The sequence below is a fragment of the Tepidanaerobacter acetatoxydans Re1 genome, from assembly GCF_000328765.2.
GTDB lineage: Bacteria > Bacillota > Thermosediminibacteria > Thermosediminibacterales > Tepidanaerobacteraceae > Tepidanaerobacter > Tepidanaerobacter acetatoxydans.
The window spans coordinates 2730595-2754782 of the sequence record NC_019954.2 but is presented as its reverse complement, the minus strand read 5'-3'; the positions used below and the strand labels follow the sequence as shown (position 1 = coordinate 2754782).

Sequence of the window (24188 nt, the reverse complement as noted above, 5' to 3'; positions counted from 1 at the left end):
TGACTTTAAGTTTACTTTTTGATAAGCAGGAAAACCAGTATATATATAGAATAAAGTAATAGGTGTTTTTTGCCAAGATAAAATAAATATCTTATGTGATTTTAGATATAAAAAGGGAGGGGGACGTTTATGTTGGGGATATCTAGGTCCAGCCTCAGTGTTGTAAATATTCCCTTAGAGGAGATACAGCCGAATATATACCAGCCGAGAAAAGATTTTAACGACGAATCTTTAGATGAGCTAACGAATTCCATCAAGAGTTACGGCGTTTTGCAGCCTATAGTGGTTCGCCGAAACAGTCGTGGAGGATATGAGATTATCGCCGGAGAACGTCGCTGGCGTGCATGCAAAAAGGCTGGCCTTAAAGAAATTCCGGCTATAATAAAGGATGCCAAAGATGCGGATACTGCTATTCTTGCTCTCATGGAGAATATTCAGAGGGAAGATTTGAATTTCCTTGAAGAGGCTGAAGGCTACAGACAGCTAATTCAAGAATGTGGCGTGACACAGGAACAGCTTGCCATGAAACTCGGTAAGAGTCAGTCGACGATTGCCAACAAAATGCGAATACTTAAGCTTTCGCCCGAAATCATCAATATTATTTCCCAGGAAAAATTAACTGAACGACATGCCAGATCTCTTTTGAAGCTGCCCGATAAAGAGCTTCAAATGCAGGTATTAAACCAAGTTGTCAGTAGAGGCTTAAGTGTTCGCCAGACTGAGGAGCTTATTGAGCAAACAATTGAAAAAATTAACGATGATAAAAAGAATAAAAGCAAATCATTTAAAATTGCCATAAAAGATGTGCGTATTTTTGTAAATTCTGTGCGAAAGCTTGTAAAGGCAATAAAGGAAACCGGTGTAAATGCGGAATATAAAGAAGTCGACAAAGGAGAGTATATTGAACTGATGGTTCAGATACCAAAAAGGTAATTGAACCCTTTTTTTTTGACATAAATAAAAACAAGAGAATATAGCTATTTTAGGTTTGACTTGAGAAATTATGTTATTTGCAGATCATTCAGTAAGACTTTACCGATAAATGCCTTATAGTGCTAGAGCAACCACCCATTTTACGGGTGGTTATAATTTTGGTATAAATATGTCAATAAGACATATTTATTATTATTTGCCGGATTAATTGTCAAAAAGATTTTTAAAAAATCAGGCTTGAACGTTGATATATTGAATTTTGATAAATTATTTATTAAAAAAATCAATAAAAAAGAAGGAAAAACCTGATATAAAACGAAAGTTATAGTAAAGTATCAACACCAGTTTTGAAAGGAGGTCAGGAAACAAGACGCACAAAATATCTGAGTGCTTATTGTTTCATGATTTTATGGCAAGAGTTATAGCTATAGCCAATCAAAAAGGAGGGGTGGGGAAAACCACCACTTCAGTAAACTTGGCTGCTTGTTTAGGCGTTTTAGGACAAAAGGTATTGCTGGTGGACATCGACCCACAAGGCAACAGCACTAGCGGTATAGGCATCGATAAAATGAATAATGATAAAACAATCTACAATGTGCTTATTAACGAAGAACCTATTGTAAATAATACTGTAAAAACCGACTACGAAAATCTATATTTACTGCCGTCAAACATTCAATTGGCAGGAGCCGAAATCGAGTTGGTTCCTGCAATTTCCCGAGAATACAAACTTAAAAATGCCATAGAAGACATTAAGGGCGATTATGATTTTATTATCATCGACTGTCCGCCATCTTTAGGTTTACTGACATTAAATGCTTTGACGGCTGCCGATACGGTTTTAGTACCGATTCAATGTGAGTATTATGCATTGGAAGGTTTAGGCCAGTTAATGAATACCATATCACTTGTGCAAAAACACTTAAATAAAAGTCTTGAGGTAGAAGGTGTACTATTGACCATGTTTGATGCAAGGACAAATTTATCAATACAGGTCGTAGATGAAGTCAAGAAATATTTTAAAAACAAGGTTTATAGCACAATAATCCCGAGAAATGTTCGCCTCAGTGAGGCTCCAAGCCACGGGAAACCAATAATCAATTATGATTCAAAATCACGGGGGTCGGAAGTATATATGGATTTAGCAAAGGAGGTTTTGGACATTGAGTAAGCGCGGATTAGGCAGAGGCCTTGAAGCATTGATTCCAATGGATTCAATGGAGCAGAAGGATGGGGAAAATGTTCAAGAGATAGATATCAAGGCAATTGTAGCAAATGATAAACAGCCTAGAAAGGATTTCGACGAACAAAAGTTGGATGAACTTGCTGCTTCAATGAAACAGCACGGAGTCTTGCAACCTGTCATTGTGAGAAAAAAGGGTAATATTTACGAGCTTGTGGCTGGTGAACGAAGGTGGAGAGCTGCTGCCAAAGCCGGTATCAAAAAAATACCCGCTATAGTTAAAGAGTTATCCGATGCGGATGTAATGGAAATTGCACTTATAGAAAATCTGCAGCGGGAAGACTTAAACCCTATGGAAGAGGCCTTGGCATACAAAACCTTAATGGATGATTTCGGTTTAACACAGGAAGAACTGTCAAAAAGAGTTGGTAAAAGCAGATCACAGATTGCAAACACTGTGAGGCTATTAAACCTTGAAAGCGAAATACAAGAACTTGTTCTACAAGATAAACTGACAGCAGGCCACGCTAGAGCTTTACTTTCCATTCAGGATAAAAAATGCAGGTATGATTTGGCAAAGAAGATTAGTTCAGATGCATTATCTGTTAGACAGACAGAGCAAATGGCAAAGAAAATCTCCGATGAAAATAAGCATAAGAACAATACAAGGCAAAAAGAAATTAACCCCGTCATATTAGATATAACCGAAAAACTGCAGAGAAGCTTGGGCACTAGAGTTAGAATAAAAGGAAACGAAAGACGCGGCAAAATAGAAATTGAATTTTATTCCGGTGATGAACTTGAACGAATACTCGAAGTGATTACAGAGTAAAAATGTTTCACGTGAAACATATCCAAATTTTTAAAACCAGCAAATATTCGATGCACAAAATAACTAAACTACCACCTCAATACACGATTCATCAATATAAACGTTCCACAGCAATATTGCAATACACGAATTACCAACAATGTAGGGGCGGTCAGTGACCGCCCACAACACGATCCGCAGCACGATGATGTAGCAAATGATTTATTAACGTAAACATTTCATACAAAACATGAATTACCAACATGTCGGGTTTCCCATATATACCACATGGATTGTCAACAATGTAGGGGCGGTCAGTGACCGCCCACTGTAATCCACCGCAAAATATTACAATTAATATCAACAAGGAATTACCAACAAAATTTTATTAATAAATGGTAGGACGTATATCAGCAAATAATGCGTTGTGGTGTTATTGTATTAGCCGACCAAAGATAATAATATGTAACAAGAACAGGCTGGACACCAAAGGTAATAATGTGTAATAAGCGGGAGACCATTGGTCTCCCCTACAATAACATATTATTTATTAATGTAAACTTCCTGTAGCAATATATGAATTACCGACATATCGAGTTTTCCGTATATACCGCACGGATTGCTAACATGTAGGGGCGGTCATCGACCGCCCGCTATGCAATGAGGTGGTCACATGGAGAAATTGCCTAAACGGAAGAACATAAGGTTAAATGAGTATGATTATTCACAAGCCGGGTATTATTTTATAACCATATGTACAAATGATAAGAAAAATTTATTTTGGAATGTAGGAGAGACATACGGCGGTCAATTTCAAAAACCACCATTATCAAAAATAGGTGAAATTGTTGATTTAGGGATTAATAAAATAAATTCTATCTACAACAATGTAGAAATTAATAAATACGTTATTATGCCAAATCATATACATTTTATTATTGTGTTACATGCTGAAGAAGGTCGGTCAAAAATAACCCCTACAATATCTCGCATTGTCCAACAACTCAAAGGTTCTATTTCTAAACAGGTTGGTTTTCCATTATGGCAAAAATCATTTTATGACCATATAATAAGAAACCAGCAAGAATATGAAAAGATTTATGAATATATAGAAACAAATCCATTAAAATGGGAAGAAGATAAATACCATATATAATTATAATACAAAATTTTCAACAATGCGGGGCGGTCGGTGACCGACCGTTGCACGATACTGGAGCATTTTTATAATTCATACCAACATAAAACCGCAAATCAAACGTTATTGAAAAATGTACATAAACATGTAATTACAGCTGAATATTTTTTACGAATGTGCATGCAAATTACCAACAATGTAGGGGCGGTCACTGACCACCCGCTGTACGATGATCTAACAAATAATTTATTAACGTAAACGTTCCGCAGCAATATTGCGATATACGAATGACCGGCATGCAGCGGGAGACCAATGGTCTCCCCTACAGTAACATATTATTAACATATTATTTATTAATGTAAACGTTATGTGGCAATATATGAATTGCCAACATGTCGGGTTTCCCATATATACCGCATGGATTTCCAACACGTAGGGGCGGTCATCGACCGCCCACAACACGATCCGCAGCACGATGATGTAGCAAATGATTTATTAACGTAAACATTTCATACAAAATATTAATTATCAACATGTCGGGTTTTTCGTATATACCGCATGAATTACCAACAATGTAGGGGCGGTCATTGACCGCCCGCTGTAATCCACCGCAACATATTACAATTAATATCAACAAGGAATTACCAACAAAATTTTATTAATAAATGGTAGGACGTATATCAGCAAATAATGCGTTATGGTGTTATTATATGGGCCGTGCAAATATTGTTTACAAAATATATGTCAGCATAAAATTGCAAACCGGATATAATTTAATAAACGATAGGATGTATATCAGCCGAATAATGCGTTGTGCTGTTATGGTATTAGCCGACCAAAGATAATAATATGCAACAAGAAAAGGCTGGACACCAAAGGTAATAATGTGTAATAAGCGGGAGACCAATGGTCTCCCCTACAATAACATATTATGTATTAATATATGAGGACCATGTAACATACAAAACCCAATATGGGTGGTCCCATTGCATTTATCCTGAAAATTGAAGGGAGTCTTTACGGAATGAAAGGCTAGTGGTAGAATTAAACAAACACTTTGCAGTAAGGAGAGAGAGAATGTTGTTAGGAACGATTGTAAATATTCTAACAATTATTGCAGGTACATTACTGGGAACTGTAATGAAAAATCGTTTTAGTGAAAATATCAAAAATACTGTAATGCAGGGCTTAAGTCTTACGGTAATGATTATAGGTATTTCTATGGCGGTAAAAACTGAGAACATGCTTGTGCTTACACTGAGCATCGTTATCGGAGGAATCCTAGGTGAAGTATTGAAAATTGAGGATAGGCTGAATAGCTTTGGGAAGAAACTTGAATCAGGTTTTCAAGATGAAAACGGCAATTTTACTCGTGCTTTTGTAACGGCAAGTCTTATGTACTGTGTAGGGGCGATGGCGGTGCTGGGCTCCATACAAAGCGGTCTTGACGGCAATCATGACATACTATTTGTAAAATCAATACTAGATGGTACAACGGCGGTGGTATTTTCATCGACAATGGGATTTGGCGTGGCATTTTCCGCTATTCCGGTCCTTTTATATCAAGGGGCAATTACATTGGCAGCTTCATTTGTGAAAGATTTTTTGACCACAGCAGTAATAACTGAAATGTCTGCGGCCGGCGGGCTGCTGATATTTGGCATAGGGATTAACATGCTTGGAATTAATGTTACAATTAAGGTTGGAAATCTTCTTCCCGCTATCTTTGTTGCAATTGCAGTGGCGATACTGTTTGCGCAGTTACCCTTTTAAAAAGGTACAAAGGTACATGTGATGATTTTGTTTTAAAGAGTTAATTTTAACCCGAAAATACGAAAAACCTTTTCTTAATTATAGCATGGCGGCACATGACATGTTGACCATAAATTTAGTAAAATAAGATTTCTACAGTAAGGAATCAAATAATTATTAATGCTGTAATACAAAATAAATGGCTTATTTTACGGCAAAGTAGTTTCAACCTAAAGCAATGGAGGAATGTTGATTGAAATTAAAAAACTATTTAGATATTGTAAATGTATTTATTACTAATAACATGGAAAACTTGCTGCTATGCGTTATTATTTTATCGATAATAACATTAATTGTTTTTATAAATGTGAATATCAAATTGTCTAAAATTGTAAAAAAATATAAAAACCTTACAAGGGGTATGGATGGAAGCAATATTGAAGACATCTTATTACATCAGACGGATTATTTGAAAGATTTAGACAATGAAGTAAGTGATATAAAGAAGGCGATTGCTCAACTGACCCAAGATAATCGTCAGATGATTAAAAAGGTTTACTGGAAACGCTATAACGCATTTCCGGAGATGGGAAGTGATTTAAGTTTTTCACTAGCATTGCTAAATGACGGAAACTCGGGTGTCGTGATAACAAGTATATACGGTCGGGATGAAAATAGGGTTTATTTAAAGCCTATTATTGAAGGAAAAAGCAGTTATACCCTTTCTCCAGAGGAACGGGAAATAATTTTGAAGGCTATTCAAACTAAAATTATTTAAATTTAGGAAGGATTTTCATAAATCATGGCGAATATAAAAATAGGTAAATTGTCAAACTATACATAAAAGTAGGTGGTGGGTAAACGGAGTGAACGAAAGAAAAGAGAAATTCACGATGATGGTTATTCCTCACTCAGGAAAATCTACCTTTGCTGTTTCTGTATCAGCTAAGACCTTAAAAATTGCGGGCGGACTGTTGGCTGCTACTTTAATTGGTGTGATGATTTTTGTTTCAAATATTTATTTGTCTTATAATAAGTTTAAAACTCGCACAGAAGAATTATCAGTGATAGCCAAGGATTATAATGTGCTGCAAAAGCAGTTAGAGTTTTTCGTGGAAAAAACCAGTACCTTAGAGAAAAAAATGTCGGAATTGGAGAAGCTGGACACTGACTTAAGAGGTTTGCTAGAAGGTGATCCGGCTTTAAAAACGAGCATAAAAAAAGAGGACAAGCAGTTAGATATGAGTAGAGCCGTAATTACAAGCCGAAGCGGGTTAGACCGTCAGCGAGCGATAAGTCAATTGCGGATACTGGAATTAAAAATTCCTGATCAGGAGCAGAGTTTGGAAGAGTTAAAAGATGCCGTCATTCAAAGAAATGATCGCCTATCACATACACCTTCCGGGTATCCTGTTTCCGGCAATATTACATCAAAATTCGGATACCGCAAATCTCCATTTGGCAGCAGACAAGAGTTTCATGACGGTTTGGATATTGGAGCATCATATGGTGCTACGATTGTTGCTACGGCTGATGGCATGGTAACCTTTACCGGTTACCGGTCAGGTTATGGCAGGACGGTGACTATAAGCCATGGTTATGGATTTGAGACATCCTATTGTCACAACTCTAGCATACTTGTAAAAACAGGTCAACAGGTAAAAAAAGGTCAGGGGATTGCAAAGGTAGGGAGTTCAGGGAGAAGCACGGGCCCACATCTGCACTATATGGTAAGGCTGAACGGGCAGCTTCAGGACCCTGCAAACTTTTTACAGTGAGAGAGGAGGACACACATGTTTGGGAAGAGGAGTGAGCCAACTATAGCAAATACAGATAGAGTTGATACGATACTTGGTAAGAACGCAGAGTTTAATGGTAAGATAAAATCATCAGGATTAATGCGGATAGAAGGGAATTTTGATGGCGAATTAGAATGTGATGAAGATTTGATTATAAGCGAAGGGGCAAAGGTTACTGCTGAACTTAAGGCTAGAAACGCCATCATAGCAGGAGTATTTCAAGGCAATATCCAGCTGGACGGTAAGCTTGAAATAAAGAATACAGGTAAAGTGACGGGAGATATAAAAGTAGGTACGCTACTTGTTGAAGATGGAGCTTTCTTTGACGGCAAATGTGAGATGCTTGGAGCCGGGCACAAGCCGGATTTAAATCTTGTTGAAATAAATAGGAATGAGAAAAAAACGAACCCAACATAATGTTGGGTTCGTTTTTTCCCCTACTAAAAGTGATAAGAAATAGTTTCACGTTTTAGCAAGTCCTATCCAAAAAACCTTTCCAATCCCCGCATGATTCCTAATGAGATAATATCCACCATCTTCATTACCGTATAAAGCCTGGTATTTTGAAGCACGACATATTCCATGAAACCGCCTACATTTACAACTCCTGTAATGTGAAAATCACCAACCGAAGGTAAATTTTTATTGACACCGGCTCCGGGCTTTAAAGCACCCGGGCTGATTTTAATAGTACCAACATTTTCTGAACGGCCGAGGGAAGCATCAATAGCAATTATAAACGGATTTTCATAGGTGCTTTTTACTTCACCTAGCACCTTTTCAAGATTGCAGGCATGAACCGGTTCTTGCAAATTACCCAAAACCTTAGCATGACGGCAAACTTTATGTAATTTTTCACCTACCAGCGGACCGAGTGCATCACCGGTAGAACGGTCAGTTCCTATGCAAATTATAATTAATGGGGCTTGAGTATATGTATCAGTCAGCATTTCAATAAAGTAATTGCAAAATAACTTATAAGCAGAAGGGGAATCTATATGCACTCGTAAATCTTTATAATTAAAACATGTCTGCTCCAATTGCATAACAGGCAAACCTCCTGAGAGAATTTATAACATTATATGTGAAATCATAATTTAGTATTCATATTAAATTATGCGTCATAGTTGCATTTTTTAATCATATCTATGTTGTAAAAGCTGTAAATTATAAAAATGTGCAGGAGGAATATTGCTTGAATTTCAACGATGAGATAAGCTTGGGTGCTATCTATATAGGTGCTCTAATTGGAGCAGGTTTTGCTTCCGGCCAGGAGATTATGAGTTTTTTTACTATATACGGAAAAAAGGGACTGCTTGGGATAATAACGGCTGCGATTCTTTTCTTTTTATTTGGTTATTTTATATTAAGGCAGGCAATACGGCTTCAATCTCAGTGTGCTGAAGATGTATTGCTGCAAATAGGCAAAGGCAGACTGATGTTCATAATTGATATATATATGGATATCTTCTGTCTTGCGGGGTATTATATCATGCTGTCAGGATGCGGTGCGGTGCTTAAAGAGTGCATGAACTTTGACTACATATTAACAGTTTTGATATTGAATATCGCGATTGTCATGTGCTTGAAAAATGGGGTAAGCAGTCTTGCTAGGCTCAATAAGCTGTTAGTGTCTATAATGATTATCATCACGCTTTTCATAGGTTTTTGCTGCTTAAAGAAAAATCCGGATATCTTAAGTTGTATAAAAACTTTGCCCAGTGAAAAAGGCTGGTTAGCTTCATCTCTGATTTATGTAAGCTATAACATTACTTTAGCTCTAGTGGTTTTGTCATCTCTTGGCACCTATACAAATAGGGAAAGTGCTGCATTGGGTGCTGCTATAATTGGAGCATTGGGGCTTATGGCGATGGCGGTAGTAATGTGGCTCATTACTTCCGTAAATTACGCATCGCTTTCTACCGGGGTGCAGATTCCTTTGCTTTGGGTAGCAAGGCAGTATCACTATCTGCTGTATTTAATTTCTATTTTGGTATTATTATCGGCAATGCTGACAACCGCACTAAGCCTAGGTTTTTCTTTTTCCCGAGGATTTGCTCATAGGTTTGGCATCAATTATCGAAATGCCTTAAACCTCCTATTTATCGGCATACCTCTTACAAAATTCAGTTTTGCTAGCCTAATAAATAAAATATATCCTCTATTTGGAATAATCGGCATATTTTTTGGTATTTTATTAGTTATAAGAAGGGTTTTGAGCATTAAGATAGAATGATATAAATATAATTACATAAGAAGGGGAGCTCTTGTGGACGATCTTATTAATAAAGCTGAGCACCATATGGAACGCGGGGAGTATCAGCAAGCAAGAAAAATATATAATGAAATTTTGTTAATTGACCCCAACAATGCCATAGCCTATAATAAACTTGGGGTAATTTCGGTTCGCGAAGAAAATCTCGAACAAGCAAAAATTTATTTCATAAAAGCACTTGAGCTAAATCCAAAGCTTTCTTCGGCATCAAGCAACTTAGGCAATATATATTTTGAAAAAGGGAATTTTGAAAAAGCAAAAGACTGCTATGAAAAGGCCATAGCCATTGACCCGGACAATCCTGTGCCATATAATAATCTGGCTGTAATATATAAAAAATCAAAGGACATAGATAAATTTGTAAAATTTTACAAAAAATCGATAGAGCTTTCCACCCACAAATTAAATGATACTAAAATACATTTTAAAAAAAAAGAAGCAAAAAAACTACCTTACATGGCAATCCTCGGCTTTTTAATTGTTATGTTGATTTTATATCTATTGATTTCTTTTAAAAGATAATGGAAATTTTTGTTATATAAATAGAGTTAGCGGGCATGACTATTATAGGAGGTAATGCCGTGAACTGGGTGGATATTATTTTGATGATAGTTTTTATAAAAAGTGCGGTACAGGGATTTTCTAAAGGCTTTATCCTGTCCGCATTTAAAACAGCAGGAGTTATCGTAGCTTTGTACACAGGAGTTTTTTATAGGGATATTGCGGTGGATTTTCTGAAAACTCACCTTGCTATGGACAGATTTTTGAGCGGTATAATGTTAGCCCCAACTTTAAATGAACCTGGAGCCTTGGGAGTAATAAACATTAAAAGCATCGTGGAATTGGCACTCAGTGCCGTAGGATTTTTTTCAGTGTTTTTGTTGGTTCAAATCATATTTTTGATACCTGCATATTTCATCAACGGTATTATAAAAATATCAAGCCTAACGCCACTTAACCGATTACTGGGTACTTTGTTCGGCTTAGCTCGAACAGCCGTATACTTTGCACTTTTAAATGCAGTTGTTTCACCATTCCTATTGGCCTTCCCGGAAAGCTTTTTGGATAAAGGATTAAGGGCTTCTTATATCTTAAATCACATAAGATTTTTAGATTTTATAAGTCCTATTGTGGTAAAATTAATATAATGCTAACCAGTGGAATTATCTGGATTTTGATGCTAAAATTATAAAGCCAAAATAATGCATACTATATTATCTTTGACCTTTAAGAATATGAGGTGTTTATTTTTGAGTGATATAACACAAATGTATAATAATTTTGTAAATAAACTTCCGGCATTTGCAATACCTCTTATTAAAATCGCTGTGGTTTGGTATTTATCGGTTCTTTTTATAAAACTCGCAGAGAACTTCATTACTCGAATTTTTTCGATGAAAAGCCATGGGAAAGCGCATTTTGATGAAAGCAAAACAAAAACGCTGGCAGGCCTTTTAAAAAGTATTGTGCGCTATGTAACATATTTTGTAGCAGGTATAAATATTTTAGAGATTGCAGGGATTAAGACTACGTCCTTATTAACGGCAGCAGGCATCGGCGGGCTTGCGATTGGCTTTGGGGCTCAAAACCTCGTAAAGGACGTTATATCAGGATTTTTTATTATCTTTGAGGATCAGTATAATGTGGGTGATTATATAGAAGCGGCCGGCGTAGCGGGAACCGTTGATGAGATTGGGCTTAGAACCACTAAGCTATGGGATTTTGGCGGACAACTGCATATTATTCCGAATGGTGAGATTACCCGAGTGACAAATCATTCCCGTGGAGCTATGAGAGCTTTAATTAATGTAAGCATAGCCTATGAAGAAGATATCAACCGGGTGATGAAATCATTAGAAGAGGTTTGCCAAGGAGTTAGGGAAAAAAGAAAAGATATTATTGTTGAAGGCCCTTCCATATTGGGAATATCAGATTTAGGCAAAACAGAAATTGAAGTTGGGATTATTGCTAAGACAATACCTATGCAGCAGTGGAGCGTAGAAAGGGAGCTGCGCAAGGCTATTTTGGAAAAGTTTACAAGTGAAGGCATAGAAATACCATATCCGCGAACAGTTTATATAAAAAAAGAAGGCAAAAGGGAGGAAGACCTTTGATATACAACATAGGTGATGTAGTTCAGATGAAAAAGAAACACCCCTGTGGAAGTGATACTTGGCAGATATGGCGTATGGGTATGGATTTTGGAATTAAATGTATGGGGTGTGGCCGAAAAGTGATGCTGCCAAGACATAAATTTGAAAAGAGTGTTAAAAAAGTTATCAGGTCGGAAAAAAATACTAACCTTGAAAACCGATAAGATTAATGATATAATACGTCCGAACATCTCTGCTCCGGGAAACCGGGGCCAATTAGTCCATGGAGGTGAAGTAAAATGAGGCAATATGAGACTGTTTTTATCATTGACCCTGAGTTTGAAGCAGATGAAGTAAAAGCACTTGTGGAAAAATTTAAGGGTATGATAGAAGACCAAGGCGGAGAAGTTACTGAAGTCGATGAATGGGGCAAGCTTAGATTAGCTTATCCTATCAACGACAAGCGGGAAGGCCATTATTTTTTAATGAACTTTACGGCAAATCCTGCAACAGCTCAGGACTTGGAAAGAGTGTATAAGATTACCAACGGACTCATGAGATACCTGATTATCAATAAAGAAAAATAAGAGGTGGAAACCTTGCTAAATAGGATTATTTTAATAGGCAGACTCACAAGAGATCCGGAACTTAGATTTACACCGGCTAACGGAGTGCCGGTAGCCCAGTTTACAATAGCGGTAGACAGGCCCTTTGTAAATCAAAAGGGTGAACGTGAAACTGATTTTATCAGGATTGTTACATGGCGAAAACTTGCGGAAATCTGTGCTAATAACCTTACTAAAGGACGCTTGGTAGCAGTGGATGGTCGCCTGCAAATAAGGTCTTACGATGGACAGGACGGCCAGCGAAGGTATATAACCGAAGTTGTAGCCGATACTGTTCAGTTTTTAGACAGGGCTAAATCCGGCTCTAATGAACAGAGCTCAGACAGCTTTGATGCGGATTTTAGTTTTGATCCGGGCATTGATGATATCAATGGTGACGGAGTACCCTTTTAGTGAAAGGAAAGGAGGAGTGAAGTTTGAAACCAAGGAGAATAAAGAAAAAAAAGGTCTGCAGTTTTTGTGTAGATAAGGTAGACCATATTGATTATAAAGAATATGCACGTTTGAGAAAATATATAACTGAGCGTGGCAAGATCCTGCCCCGGCGCATTACCGGTAATTGTGCAAAACATCAAAGGCAACTTACCATAGCAATCAAAAGAGCGAGGAATCTCGCCCTGCTACCGTTCACAGCAGAATAGAGAGGGTCTACCCTCTCTTTTTTGACATAAGAGGAGGGAAACTTCATGAGAACCAACAGTACTAAGTCCCTTGTAGAGGGAGCACTGCTTGCCGCCATAAATGTCATTCTAAGTATAATGGCCTTATACATGCCCATATTGGGGACTTTTGCTACTTTAATATGGCCGGTACCTATTGTAATATTGGGAGTAAGACACGGCATCAAAACCAGTTTTCTTTCCATGATAGTAGCAGGTATTATTGTGGCTATAATAAGCGGCCCTTTTCAAGCCATAACCATTGTAGTGAGCTTCGGCTTGATAGGACTTGCAATGGGATGGGCTATAAAGAAGGATTTTTCACCATTTAAGATCCTAGCTGTCGGTGGAGCAGCTTCACTAGTTTCCAAAATAGCCCTTGTTTTTATCAGCATGCTGATGATGGGAATTAATCCGTTGACTGAGGAAATTAATGCTCTAAAGGAATCCCTTTTGATAGCAGGTAGCTTTTATGAAAAAATGGGTATGGATCCTAAAACTGTAGAAACCACTATTGAAAGCTTTAAAAAAGCTTTAGAGCTTTTACCGCTGATCATTCCGGGTATATTTATAATGGCATCTGCACTGGATGCCTTTTTAACCTATATAGTGACTAAGGCGGTGCTGTCGCGAATGGGACAGAAGCTCAGAGATTTTACACCCTTCTGGCTATGGCGGTTTCCCGATTATACGGTAGCGGCTTTTTTGGCAGGGAATCTACTTGTGCTTTTGGAAACGTATTGGCCAATAGGTGTGCTTAAAGCTATTGGAATGAATTTAGTGCTGGTTTTCGGGTTTATACTTTTTGTGCAGGGGTTTTCACTCTTAACATATTATTTGGGTAAATTTAATGTTGGAAAGGTTTTTAGATTAATAATTGTTTTTTTTGTGTTTTTTAACCCTTTATTTTTGCAAATACTTTTTTTTGCAGGGCTGTTTGACGTCTTGTTCAATTTTCGAAAGATATATTGATGAGAGGTATTTATCATGATAGGAGGAAATAAAAACCAAATACTATGGCTGGCAGTTTGCTTTATCATAGTACTCGGGGTAGTAAGCCTAATATTTTATGATTTTAAGATTACATTGGCATTGCTGCTGATTTTAGGCTTGCTTCTGTATTATCTGATATCCAAGAAAGATGGCAAGCCTTTACCGACTTTAATTGAAACAAAAGCATCCTTTCATCAGACCCTGTGGAAGCAGGTAGTAAATGAATTAAATGTGTGCGTAGCACTGGTGACCGGCAATGAAAGGATTATTTGGGAAAACAAGGTGTTTTCAGAACGGTTTCAAAAGTCGGGCAAAAGAATATCACATATAAATGAGCTTGTACCACAGAAGGCTCTAGAATCTTTAAGCGAAGGCCCTAGAGAAATCGAGTTAATGAACAGCCGTTTTTTTGTTAAAAAAACTATACTTCAGACTAATGATAAAAAACCGGGAAGAATATTGCAGGCATATTACTTTGAAGATGTTACAGAAAAATTTAATCTAAAGTTAAGTGTAAAGGAAAAAGAAACCGTAGTTTGCTATTTTTATCTGGACAACTTTGATGAAATCATGGTAGCTTGTGCCGAAGAAAATCGGCCTGAGCTTCTAGCCGAAATAGATAAAATTATAACCAAGTGGGTGCATAATTTTAATGGGCTGGTAAAAAAATACGACAATGATAAATACCTTGTAATTATGTATCTAAAAGATTTTCGACGGGCAGAAGAAACCAAATTCGGGGTACTTGATGCTATTCGTGAAATAAAGGTAGGCCAGGTTATGACACCCACATTGAGTATAGGTGCGGCCTATGGCGAAGGTTCCCTAACTCAATCCGGAAGGATTGCTCAAAACGCCTTAGAACTTTGTTTGGGCAGGGGCGGCGATCAGGCAGTAGTTAAGGCTGAGGGCAAAACGTATTTCTACGGCGGAAAAACCGAAGAACTGGAGAAATACAGCCGTGTAAGGGTCCGGGTTATTTCCCATGCTTTAAGGGACTTAATCGAGGAGTCAGATATGGTAATGGTCCTTGGGCACCTGTTTTTGGATATGGATGCACTTGGAGCGGGTGTCGGTCTTATAAGTGCCGTTAAAAGCATGAACAAACCGGGATATATAATTCTTACGCCGGAACAGAGTCCATCGGTAGATTCTCTACTTGAATTTTTGTTTACTGATGAAGAAATGCAAAAGAATTTTATCGGTGAAACCGAAGCCTTGAATAAAATTACAAAAAAGACGCTGGTTGTGGTTGTGGATACCCACCGACCTTCGCTTTTGATGTCGCAAAAGGTTATCAAAAAGGCGGAAAGGGTTGTGGTTATTGACCATCATCGCCGAGGAGAAGAATTTGTTGATAAGGCATTGCTGGTGTATCTTGAACCATATGCTTCCTCCACAAGTGAAATGGTGACAGAGATGATACAGTACATGGGGGATGATATCAAGGTTACACCCATGGCGGCTACCGCAATGCTGGCAGGTATTGCAGTGGATACTCGCAATTTTGCTTTTAAAACAGGAGCAAGGACTTTTGAAGCAGCTTCTTACTTAAGACGAGCAGGAGCCGATCCTACCATGGTATATAAGCTTTTTCAAGAAGATGCACAAGCTGTATATGAAAGAGCTAAAGTTTTAAAAAGAGCGAAAGAGATAGCGGATCATGTAGTTATCTCCTATTATGATGAAGAACCTAAAAATCCTACATTAGCAGCAGCTCAGGCAGCTAATAGCCTTATCGGACTAAAAGGAGTTTCAGCCTCATTTGTTTTAGCACCTATGGGAGAAAGGATAACCGTCAGTGCTCGCTCATTGGGTGAAATAAATGTGCAGAGGATTTTAGAAGAATTGGGCGGTGGAGGGCATATGACCGTAGCCGGGGCTCAGCTATCCGGCATGACTATGGATGAGGCATTGGAAAGGGTCAAACTAGCCGTTTTGGATTATATGAAAGAGGGTGAAACAAAATGAAGGTTATATTATTAGAAGATGTAAAAAAACTCGGCAAGAAAGGTGATTTGATTGATGTGGCCGATGGTTATGCAAGGAATTACTTATTTCCAAGAAACTTGGCAGAGGAAGCAACTGCAGGAAGCATAAAGCAGCTAAAACAAGAGAAGACCGCATTGGAGAGAAAAAAGCAAAAAGAAATTGAAATCGCTAAACAAATTGCTGAAAAACTTTCTCAAACTTCTGTTACGCTAAAGGTAAAAGCGGGCGATAAGGGTAAACTATTCGGTTCTGTTACAACAAAAGACATATCCGATGCTTTGAAAAAACAACATAAAGTTGAAATAGATAAGCGAAAAATAGAAATTTCCGAGCCAATTAAATCATTGGGCAGCTATGTTGTTGATATAAAACTTGCCCCGGAAGTACAGACCCAAGTGACTGTAAAAATTATTGAAGGATGATTTTTATGGATAACCTTAAGATACCTCCTTATAATTTAGAAGCTGAACAATCAGTGCTGGGGTCCATGCTTCTATCAAAAGATGCCATTACCGTAGCTGCAGAGCAGCTACGAGTTCAGGATTTTTATAAAGAATCCCACAAAAAGATATTTGAAGTGATAGTAAGACTTTATGAGGATAGAGAGCCGGTAGATTTGATTACGGTTACCGAGGCCTTAAGATCAGCTAAGATATTGGAGCAGATAGGTGGCGCAACTTATCTTACAGCCCTTACCGAGATAGTGCCAACCGCTGCCAACATTTCTTACTATTGCAAGATTGTTGAAGAAAAGGCACTTATACGGCGCCTTATTAATACTACTTCAGAAATATTGTCCATGGCGTATGACCAGCAAAATGAAGTGGAGGACCTTTTAGATGAGGCCGAACGCAGAATTTTTGAGATTGCACAAAAACGCCGGGTGGAAAATTTCCACCATATAAAGGAAATATTATTTGATACATTTGAACGCATAGAACAGCTGTACAATTCAGAAGGCGGCATAACCGGAGTCCCAACGGGTTTTCCGGATATTGACGAAAAAACATCGGGCTTGCAGCCGTCTGATTTAATCCTTATTGCTGCAAGACCGAGCATGGGAAAGACTGCCTTTGCCTTAAACATAGCTCAAAATGCGGCTATTCGCTATAAGGTTCCGGTTGGTATTTTCAGTCTGGAAATGTCCAAAGAACAGTTGGTGCAGCGCATGCTTTGTGCGGAATCAAATGTAGACAGCCATAAACTCAGGACAGGAAAATTAGATGAGGAAGATTGGCCCAGGCTTGCTCGAGCTATGGGGCCGCTATCTGAAGCACCTATATATATAGACGACACTCCGGGCATTTCATCACTGGAGCTTCGAACAAAAGCTAGGAGGCTCAAAGCGGAAAAAGGCTTAGGCCTTGTGATTATTGATTATCTGCAGCTTATGTCGGGTCGGACTGCTTCGGAGAACCGCCAGCAAGAAATTTCAGAGATATCTCGTTCACTTAAAGCACTGGCCAGAGAACTTTCTGTGCCGGTAGTGGCATTGTCGCAGCTTTCACGAGCACCGGAAATGAGGGCCGACCATCGACCTATTTTAAGTGACCTTCGTGAATCCGGCAGTCAGGAGCAAGATTCCGATGTTGTGGCATTTTTATATAGAGATGATTATTACAATCCTGATACCGACAAAAAGAACATTGCCGAAATTATAATAGCAAAACAGCGAAATGGGCCAACAGGCACCATCGAACTTGTCTGGCTTCCAAAGTTTACTAAATTTGCCAGTTTGGAAAGGTTTCGCCAAAGTCAAGTTGGGTAAATATGCAATTTTACATGAAATTTGGATGACAACAGCCGCCGGAATAAATACCATTGGAGAGTATTCCGGCGGCTGATGATTTTTAATATATCACAATGGCATTTACCTTTTTTGATATATCTTTTTATTATTCTCCAGGGTAAAGCATAAGAGGGGGTCTTGTATTAACCTTATACGACTGTTTTGACATTGTTTTGTTATCGGTTTTACCTAAATTGGGTGCCATTTCCTCGGCAGTTTCAGTTTCGTATCCGATATCTGAAGGTTTGATAGAGAATTGTTTTACGTCCATCGCAGTCTTAGATTCAAACATAGAAAGCCTCCTTTTAAAAATGCAATTGTATTGGTCTGTTTCTAGTATTTCAATATTTACCTGATATATACATATGACAAATACCAAGACAGGCAATTCTTGTAAGAAATATTAACATATTTTAGTAAAATATTCGGAAAATAAATTGATTTTCCAGCTAAATTTTGGTATATTAGTAGTGCTGCAAAAAAGTGAAAATATAAGGAAATGCGAAGTGCAAAAAGATACAAAGTTGGGAAAGATGCTGATATTGGCATCTGAATAAAAATGCTGCTTCGGCAGTGAAAGTGAGGAATACTATGCCAAAAAAATATGATGTGATTATAGTTGGAGCGGGTCCGGCAGGGATATTTACCGCTCTTGAATTGGCTGAAAATGCGCCTGAACTTTCAATATTAATTGTTGAAAAAGGCAAAGATATTGAAAACAGGAATTGTCCTTCCAAGCAAAACAATGTTCAATGTCTGCGCTGCAATCCCTGTTCAATTGTCAATGGTTGGGGCGGTGCCGGTGCTTTTAGTGACGGCAAACTTACCCTGACCACTGAGTTTGGAGGATGGCTGGATGAATATATTTCTCGAAACGAAGTAATGGAGCTTATCAGCTATGTCGATAGTGTATATTTGAAATTCGGGGGCACTAAAGAAGTTTACGGTATTGAGAATGAAGAAACTCGTGTACTGCAACAAAAAGCTGCAACTGCCGATTTAAGATTAATACCGGCAAAATTAAAACATTTGGGCACTGAAACATGTTTGAAAATATTAAAACAGATGCGAGATTATTTGGATCAAAGGGTAGAAATAAACACATGCACCGAAGTTAAAAACATACTTGTGCAGGATGGCCGTGCCAAGGGAATTAGAACTTGCGACGGCAGCGAATATTTTTCGGATTATGTAGTTGTTGTCCCCGGCAGAGAAGGTTCCGAGTGGTTTTCAACTGAGGCTGAGCATTTGAAGCTTGATATGTCTATTAATCCAGTGGATATAGGTGTTCGAGTCGAAGTGCCGGCTGTTGTAATGGAACATCTTACGGATGTAGTTTATGAATCTAAGTTAATATACTATTCAAAATCCTTTGATGATAAGGTTAGGACTTTCTGCATGAATCCCTATGGCGAAGTAGTTATGGAAAACAATAACGGCCTAGTAACCGTCAATGGACACAGCTACTTGGATCGTAAGACCGCCAATACGAATTTTGCTTTATTAGTTAGCAAAACCTTTACCGAACCATTTAAGGAGCCAATTGCATACGGCAAGAACATTGCGACTCTAGCCAATATGCTCGGTGGTGGAGTGTTGGTCCAAAGGCTGGGAGATTTATTGTCGGGGAGAAGGTCAACTCCGGAACGCATAAAAAGGGGTTTAGTGGAGCCAACGCTGAAAGAGGCCACACCGGGTGACTTGAGCCTGGTATTTCCATATCGCCATATGGTAAGTATCTTAGAAATGCTGGAGGCCATGGATAAGCTGGCGCCGGGGGTAAACTCATACCATACTTTACTATACGGTGCTGAGGTAAAGTTTTATTCTTCTAGGCCTGCCCTGACCAGCAATCTGGAAACACAGATAACAAACCTTTTTGCTGCAGGCGATGGTGCCGGCGTAACCCGTGGCTTAGCACAAGCATCAGCATCAGGCATAGTAGTGGCTAGAGAGATACTAAAGCGTGCATTATAGACAGTGATTTTTTCTTTTAAGGTGTTGACAGGTAAGAGGTTTTATAGTAATATAATATCTGCTTGCCTTAAGTGAGCCATTAGCTCAGTCGGCAGAGCACCTGACTTTTAATCAGGGTGTCCCGCGTTCGAGTCGCGGATGGCTCACCATTTGTGGCCCCGTGGTCAAGTGGTTAAGACATCGCCCTTTCACGGCGGTATCAGGGGTTCGAATCCCCTCGGGGTCACCATTTTATTTATACCACAAAAGTAAAATACTAAATGGAGTAATGCAAAACTATTTTTTATGTAGTTTTGTTTTTTTATGATATTTCTTAAAAATGATGTACATACAAAAAGTTAAATTCGACCTGTTTAAGTTAAATGGGTCAAATATTAAATCAGCTTTAAAGCCACAGATTGACAAAACCTAATAGCAGCTTTATAATAGTACTCAGTGGGCGGAAATAGCTCAGTGGTAGAGCATCGGCTTCCCAAGCCGAGGGCCGCGGGTTCAAATCCCGTTTTCCGCTCCAACCAAGATACATCGAGGTTTTGGGAAATCGATATTTTCTCAAAACCTCTTATTTTGTCCATAGGCCGAGTGCCTGATTAATACTCTAGCATTTATTAAAAGGCTTTCACTTTTTAAGTGGAAGCCTTTTTTGCTAAATTTTCAAGTCTATCAGACACTAATTTTATCAGCAATCTCTTTGGACCAGAATAAAACATCAAAAGAGTAAATAAATTAACTAATGAGCAGTAATGCAATAAGTCTATATGGTTTATAAAAGCACAGGAAGGGGAAGTGAAGTGTGAAAAAGAGAAAGTTTGCAATTAGGCTTGGATTTATACTGGTTATAATAGGCTTAAGCCTTTTGCTTTTTCAGAAAGGCCACCAAAAGGAAATACAAAAGATAACCGAAGAAATTATGATAAACTGCCCTCGGTATGAAATGGATGTGACCTTTTATCCTGAAGAAAAAAGGATTGCTGTCATTGAAAAGGTTGCGATAACCAATGACAAAGCAAAAGCATTTCAGGAACTTTATTTCCATCTGTATCCAAATGCATTCAAATCACTTGATGAGGCTCCCTTCCCGAAGGAAGAGATACAGCAGGCGTATCCTGACGGTTTTGAGCCGGGATACTTATATGTTAAAAAAATTTCTGATGAATCTTCCAAAGTAAATTTTGAAATTGAAAATACGATATTGAAGGTAATGCCTAGCAAACTATTAGAGCCGCAGGATAAATTGGTTCTTACAATAGAGTTTGATGTAAAAATTCCTCCAGCTCTCGGACGATTTGGATATGGGCAAAACACTTTTAATTTAGCAAATTGGTATCCTATTCTTGCCGTCTATGATGAAAAAGGCTGGCATAAAGATCCGTATTACTGCGTAGGCGATCCTTTCTACAGTGAAATGGGCCTTTATGATGTAAGCATAAGAGCTCCTAAAGCTTATAAGATAGCGGCAAGCGGCAGCTTACAAGAAAAAATCGTGGAAGCAGGAAACAATGTAATTTGGAATTTTAAGACTGAGCTCGTAAGAGATTTTGCTTGGATCAGCAGCAATAAATTTGCAGTAGAATCAGCCACTGTTGACAATACCCAACTAATGTCGTATTATTTTGAAGGGGAAAATAAGAAGTATGGTTTAAAAGCCCTTGAATATGCAAAAAATGCCTTAGGGTTTTTTAATGAGTATTTTGGCAAATATCCATATTCACATTACTCGGTTGTTGCCTCAGATTTTTACATAGGTGGTATGGAGTTTCCAAATTTAGTAATGATAGGCAATGAATTTTACGGCTCAAGCGGATTCTTTGAGTATGTAGTGGTGCATGAAACAGCTCATCAATGGTGGTATGGCCTTGTAGGCAATAACCAGGTAGAGGAAGCTTGGTTGGATGAGGCATTGGCTGAGTATTCTACGCTTTTGTATTATGATTACTTTTACGGCAGAAAGAATGGGCAGAAAGTTTATGAACAAGCCATCTTAAACCCGTATAAGCTGTACGAAGCGGCCCACACGCCAGGACCAATATTAAGACCGCTATCGGAATTTGTAGACTGGAAAGATTATAGTGCTGCGGTGTATCACAAGGGCACTATAATGGTTAAGGATTTAGAAGGCCGAATAGGAAAAGGCAAACTTCAGCAAGCACTGAGGTACTACTTTGAACAAAACCTTTATAAAAATGCCACAACCGCTGATTTTATAAAAGCCTTGAATCATGTAACAGGCGTGGATTGGACCGACTATATAAATGATTGCCTTAGAAGCACAGATATATTAGATAAGGCATCATAGGTATATTTATGGTAAAATTGGAAATCCTTATCTTATAAGGACATATAACTGCAAGGTATCACTTGGTTTAATTTATGATGATGGCTTAAAAATTAGTAATTGAATTTTACATGCTTTTAATTGTTGAATAAAAACTCATACAATATCGCTTAATCAATGCTGGAGGAAATTGGAAACTTTTACTGTAGAAAAAATTCAAATCAGAAGAAGGAAAATCACAATTTGCATAGAATATAATATTGGTGTGTTAAATTACAAAGATGTTACGCAAATATTAAATATTTATTACAAATTAAATATTTATTACAAGATGTAAGCTGAGGTTGCGCTATATTTCAGGAATGCCTTTGCTACATGTGTTAGGGGAAAGTAAAGTGGGTTTATTGTACTTTCCGCCATATGCAAAAGAAAGGAGTGGGTGAATGGAAGCGCCTAGTTTTAAAGACCTTAAAGGGCTTTACCTGAAGGCAAAGACCGATAAAAAGACAAAAACTTTATTGCTTGCCGGATGTTGTGTCATTGTTACTTTCGCTGTTTTAATAGCACTTCTTAGTCGTTCTGTGCTTGAAGTAAGTGTTGGCGGCGAAAAAATAGGAAATGTAAAAAACTACCAGGAATTAACTGAAATTAAAACCGAGTTGCAAAAAAAATATGAAAATAAGCTTGGTGCAGATATAGAATTTGTTCAAGATATAAAAATCTCGCCGGTAAGAGCTTTAGGAAAAAAGCTTGACTCAGAAGAGGAAATGATTAAAAAACTGGAATCTGCCTTGACTTATAAACTAAAAGCCGTAGCTATTGAAATAGATGAAAAAGAAGTTGCTGTGGTAAAAGATAAGACTACTGCAGAAGCGGTTTTGGATGAAGTAAAGAACTATTACATAAACCAAGCACCCGGAGAATTAATTAAAGTAGAGGTAGCCGAAAAAGTCAAGTTAATCGAAAGGTATGTATACCCTAAAGAAACCTTAAGTGCTGAAGAAGCAAAAAACCTTATATTAAAGGGAGCCTTAGAAACCAAGACATATGAGGTAGTTGAGGGCGATAGCCTCTGGTCTATTTCACAGGAAAAGAATATGTCTTTGGATGATTTGATAAAGGCAAATCCTCAATTAAAGTCTGAAAATGAATTAGCCTTAGGAGAAAAGATAAACCTAACTGAAATAAAACCACTTCTAAATGTTACAGTGGTAAAGAAGATTACATATAATGAAGACATACCTTATGAAACTGAAGTAGTCAAAGATAACTCTTTGTGGACATGGGATCAGAAGGTAAAGCAGGCGGGAGAGAAAGGCTCTAAGGAAATTGCTGCAGAAGCGGTATTTAAAAATGGTATTAAAGTATCTCAGACTGTTATCGATGAAAAGGTGGTTAAAGAGCCCGTAACTCGAATTGTTGCAAGAGGCACAAAAGCTGAAGTGGCCTTCCGCGGCAATGGGAGATTTTCCTGGCCTACAGTTGGACAAATTACTTCGCCTTTTGGATATAGGGGCAGTGAATTTCATACCGGAATCGATATTGCTCAGAGTAAAGGTGCTCCGGTGCGCGCGTCTAACAGTGGTACAGTAACCTTTACAGGATGGCAGGGCGGCTATGGAAACTTGGTTATAATAAATCACGGCGGAGGCATAGAAACCTATTATGCCCATAATAGTTCTATTACCGTGTCGGTAGGTCAGCAGGTGGAAAAAGGCCAGCAAATTGCGACAGTAGGATCTACAGGCAGAGCGTCCGGAAACCATGTGCATTTTGAAGTCCGCGTCAATGGAAGTGCGATAAATCCATTGAATTACTTAAATAAATAACTGCCTGGAAAATTAAATATTGTAAAGTTATTTAAATATTTATACGTAATGAATATAAGAAAAG

At 38.1% G+C, this 24188-nt stretch carries 25 protein-coding genes and 3 tRNA genes; 26 read left to right on the top strand and 2 right to left on the bottom strand.

Features of this window, described 5'->3' with window-relative positions:
* Nucleotides 1-129: 129 nt before the first annotated feature.
* The 8 genes from noc (at nucleotide 130) to TEPIRE1_RS13140 (ending at nucleotide 8033) form a co-directional block, all read left to right on the top strand.
* The gene (gene noc, locus TEPIRE1_RS13175; RefSeq protein WP_013779650.1) at nucleotides 130-933 is read left to right on the top strand and encodes a nucleoid occlusion protein; all 804 of its coding nucleotides are present in this window, start codon (nucleotides 130-132) and stop codon (nucleotides 931-933) included.
* A gap of 409 nt (nucleotides 934-1342) precedes the next feature.
* Entirely contained in the window at nucleotides 1343-2104 is a 762-nt protein-coding gene (locus TEPIRE1_RS13170; RefSeq protein ID WP_041591615.1) for a ParA family protein, read from the top strand.
* Nucleotides 2097-2948: a ParB/RepB/Spo0J family partition protein gene (locus TEPIRE1_RS13165; RefSeq protein ID WP_013779648.1), complete on the top strand. Its 852-nt coding sequence runs from the start codon at nucleotides 2097-2099 to the stop codon at nucleotides 2946-2948. The genes TEPIRE1_RS13170 and TEPIRE1_RS13165 overlap by 8 nt, the downstream gene beginning before the upstream one ends.
* Before the next feature lie 652 nt (nucleotides 2949-3600).
* Nucleotides 3601-4083 carry a transposase gene (locus tag TEPIRE1_RS13160; RefSeq protein ID WP_013779647.1) on the top strand — a complete coding sequence of 161 codons (483 nt, stop codon included), beginning with the start codon at nucleotides 3601-3603 and terminating at the stop codon, nucleotides 4081-4083.
* A 1059-nt stretch (nucleotides 4084-5142) separates the two neighbouring features.
* Entirely contained in the window at nucleotides 5143-5838 is a 696-nt protein-coding gene (locus tag TEPIRE1_RS13155) for a DUF554 domain-containing protein (RefSeq protein WP_013779646.1), read from the top strand.
* Between the two features lie 232 nt (nucleotides 5839-6070).
* A complete protein-coding gene (locus TEPIRE1_RS13150) occupies nucleotides 6071-6595 on the top strand; it encodes a DUF4446 family protein (RefSeq protein WP_013779645.1) in 525 nt (174 codons plus the stop codon).
* A gap of 88 nt (nucleotides 6596-6683) precedes the next feature.
* Nucleotides 6684-7595: a M23 family metallopeptidase gene (locus TEPIRE1_RS14305; RefSeq protein WP_013779644.1), complete on the top strand. Its 912-nt coding sequence runs from the start codon at nucleotides 6684-6686 to the stop codon at nucleotides 7593-7595.
* A 15-nt stretch (nucleotides 7596-7610) separates the two neighbouring features.
* A complete protein-coding gene (locus tag TEPIRE1_RS13140) occupies nucleotides 7611-8033 on the top strand; it encodes a bactofilin family protein (RefSeq protein ID WP_013779643.1) in 423 nt (140 codons plus the stop codon).
* A gap of 62 nt (nucleotides 8034-8095) precedes the next feature.
* Here TEPIRE1_RS13140 and yyaC read toward each other — a convergent pair whose 3' ends face one another.
* On the bottom strand, nucleotides 8096-8662 hold the full coding sequence (gene yyaC / locus TEPIRE1_RS13135; protein ID WP_013779642.1) for a spore protease YyaC: 567 nt from the start codon (nucleotides 8660-8662) through the stop codon (nucleotides 8096-8098).
* Nucleotides 8663-8811: 149 nt separating this feature from the next.
* On the opposite strand from yyaC, the gene TEPIRE1_RS13130 reads away from it, so the two are divergent.
* The 12 genes from TEPIRE1_RS13130 (at nucleotide 8812) to dnaB (ending at nucleotide 18022) form a co-directional block, all read left to right on the top strand.
* Nucleotides 8812-9852, top strand: coding sequence for a YkvI family membrane protein (locus TEPIRE1_RS13130; protein ID WP_013779641.1), 1041 nt, complete (start codon nucleotides 8812-8814; stop codon nucleotides 9850-9852).
* Between the two features lie 33 nt (nucleotides 9853-9885).
* The gene (locus TEPIRE1_RS13125; RefSeq protein ID WP_013779640.1) at nucleotides 9886-10413 is read left to right on the top strand and encodes a tetratricopeptide repeat protein; all 528 of its coding nucleotides are present in this window, start codon (nucleotides 9886-9888) and stop codon (nucleotides 10411-10413) included.
* A 59-nt stretch (nucleotides 10414-10472) separates the two neighbouring features.
* Nucleotides 10473-11039, top strand: coding sequence for a CvpA family protein (locus TEPIRE1_RS13120; protein WP_015296008.1), 567 nt, complete (start codon nucleotides 10473-10475; stop codon nucleotides 11037-11039).
* Nucleotides 11040-11141: 102 nt separating this feature from the next.
* The gene (locus tag TEPIRE1_RS13115; RefSeq protein ID WP_013779638.1) at nucleotides 11142-12005 is read left to right on the top strand and encodes a mechanosensitive ion channel family protein; all 864 of its coding nucleotides are present in this window, start codon (nucleotides 11142-11144) and stop codon (nucleotides 12003-12005) included.
* 26 nt (nucleotides 12006-12031) lie between these two features.
* Nucleotides 12032-12208 (top strand): DUF951 domain-containing protein, encoded by a 177-nt coding sequence (locus TEPIRE1_RS13110; protein ID WP_331704476.1) that lies wholly within the window; start codon nucleotides 12032-12034, stop codon nucleotides 12206-12208.
* Nucleotides 12209-12283: 75 nt separating this feature from the next.
* A complete protein-coding gene (gene rpsF, locus TEPIRE1_RS13105; protein WP_013779636.1) occupies nucleotides 12284-12571 on the top strand; it encodes a 30S ribosomal protein S6 in 288 nt (95 codons plus the stop codon).
* A 12-nt stretch (nucleotides 12572-12583) separates the two neighbouring features.
* A complete protein-coding gene (locus TEPIRE1_RS13100) occupies nucleotides 12584-13003 on the top strand; it encodes a single-stranded DNA-binding protein (protein ID WP_013779635.1) in 420 nt (139 codons plus the stop codon).
* 23 nt (nucleotides 13004-13026) lie between these two features.
* On the top strand, nucleotides 13027-13251 hold the full coding sequence (gene rpsR / locus TEPIRE1_RS13095) for a 30S ribosomal protein S18 (protein WP_013779634.1): 225 nt from the start codon (nucleotides 13027-13029) through the stop codon (nucleotides 13249-13251).
* A gap of 45 nt (nucleotides 13252-13296) precedes the next feature.
* The gene (locus TEPIRE1_RS13090; RefSeq protein ID WP_013779633.1) at nucleotides 13297-14241 is read left to right on the top strand and encodes a YybS family protein; all 945 of its coding nucleotides are present in this window, start codon (nucleotides 13297-13299) and stop codon (nucleotides 14239-14241) included.
* 15 nt (nucleotides 14242-14256) lie between these two features.
* Entirely contained in the window at nucleotides 14257-16233 is a 1977-nt protein-coding gene (locus TEPIRE1_RS13085) for a DHH family phosphoesterase (RefSeq protein WP_013779632.1), read from the top strand.
* Nucleotides 16230-16676: a 50S ribosomal protein L9 gene (gene rplI / locus TEPIRE1_RS13080; protein ID WP_013779631.1), complete on the top strand. Its 447-nt coding sequence runs from the start codon at nucleotides 16230-16232 to the stop codon at nucleotides 16674-16676. The genes TEPIRE1_RS13085 and rplI overlap by 4 nt, the downstream gene beginning before the upstream one ends.
* 5 nt (nucleotides 16677-16681) lie before the next feature.
* Nucleotides 16682-18022, top strand: coding sequence for a replicative DNA helicase (gene dnaB / locus TEPIRE1_RS13075; RefSeq protein ID WP_013779630.1), 1341 nt, complete (start codon nucleotides 16682-16684; stop codon nucleotides 18020-18022).
* A 127-nt stretch (nucleotides 18023-18149) separates the two neighbouring features.
* Here the strand turns inward: dnaB and TEPIRE1_RS13070 are convergent, their stop codons facing one another.
* Nucleotides 18150-18335: a hypothetical protein gene (locus TEPIRE1_RS13070; RefSeq protein ID WP_013779629.1), complete on the bottom strand. Its 186-nt coding sequence runs from the start codon at nucleotides 18333-18335 to the stop codon at nucleotides 18150-18152.
* Nucleotides 18336-18634: 299 nt separating this feature from the next.
* Here TEPIRE1_RS13070 and TEPIRE1_RS13065 point away from each other — a divergent pair, with 299 nt between their 5' ends.
* The 6 genes from TEPIRE1_RS13065 (at nucleotide 18635) to TEPIRE1_RS13040 (ending at nucleotide 24124) form a co-directional block, all read left to right on the top strand.
* The gene (locus TEPIRE1_RS13065) at nucleotides 18635-20020 is read left to right on the top strand and encodes an NAD(P)/FAD-dependent oxidoreductase (RefSeq protein WP_013779628.1); all 1386 of its coding nucleotides are present in this window, start codon (nucleotides 18635-18637) and stop codon (nucleotides 20018-20020) included.
* Nucleotides 20021-20093: 73 nt separating this feature from the next.
* Nucleotides 20094-20169: transfer RNA gene (locus TEPIRE1_RS13060), tRNA-Lys, on the top strand.
* Nucleotides 20170-20174: 5 nt separating this feature from the next.
* Nucleotides 20175-20249 (top strand) — tRNA-Glu (locus tag TEPIRE1_RS13055).
* 210 nt (nucleotides 20250-20459) lie between these two features.
* Nucleotides 20460-20534 (top strand) — tRNA-Gly (locus tag TEPIRE1_RS13050).
* A gap of 279 nt (nucleotides 20535-20813) precedes the next feature.
* Complete coding sequence (locus TEPIRE1_RS13045) at nucleotides 20814-22316, top strand: M1 family metallopeptidase (RefSeq protein ID WP_013779627.1); 1503 nt, start codon at nucleotides 20814-20816, stop codon at nucleotides 22314-22316.
* A 422-nt stretch (nucleotides 22317-22738) separates the two neighbouring features.
* Nucleotides 22739-24124 (top strand): peptidoglycan DD-metalloendopeptidase family protein, encoded by a 1386-nt coding sequence (locus TEPIRE1_RS13040; RefSeq protein ID WP_013779626.1) that lies wholly within the window; start codon nucleotides 22739-22741, stop codon nucleotides 24122-24124.
* The last annotated feature ends 64 nt before the right edge of the window (nucleotides 24125-24188 follow it).